Origin of the sequence: Streptococcus sp. CCH5-D3 (assembly GCF_001556435.1) — a bacterium.
Lineage (GTDB): Bacteria > Bacillota > Bacilli > Lactobacillales > Streptococcaceae > Streptococcus.
Window position 1 is genome coordinate 1 of the sequence record NZ_LSIW01000061.1, and the last position, 495, is coordinate 495.

At 41.2% G+C, this 495-nt stretch carries 1 protein-coding gene; it reads right to left on the reverse strand.

Translation table 11 applies throughout. The annotated features are described in order from the left end of the window. On the reverse strand, positions 1-495 hold a 495-nt coding region (locus AX662_RS10725), incomplete at both ends, for a hypothetical protein (RefSeq protein ID WP_197414657.1).

The following is a 495-nucleotide window of genomic DNA, read 5'->3' on the forward strand; positions in this document are numbered from 1 at the left end:
AACTTTTTCGGTTGGAGTTGCAACATCATATTTTTGGTTTTGTGGCTTAAGCACAACACGGAATGCACCTGGGTCAGTTGCAGTTGAGCTACCTACGGCTTTATTCTCAACAAGTGCACCATCAGTATCAGTTGCAGTTGCATAACGCCATCCTAGAGGCAAACCGGCTGGATTCTCTCCTTTAGTTGCTGCAGTTAGTCTGTCTTGTGTCAAACCATCTGTCGCTGCTGGTGTACCTCTATAAGTAATGACTGCTGGTGCATCTGCTGTTGCTGGTGTTTCAGTAGTGATAACATTTGCTTTAAATCCATATTGAGTATTGATGGTATCTGCTTCACCAGTAACAGGATCAAACTCCCTGTTACCCCCTTGTTTTACAGTAGCACTTGCAATTTTTCCGCTATCATCTTTGAATTTGATATCGAATGAGTTTTCTTCCCCACCATATACATAAACTTCTTTAGTATCTTTATTAGAGTAAGGAATCTCTACTGT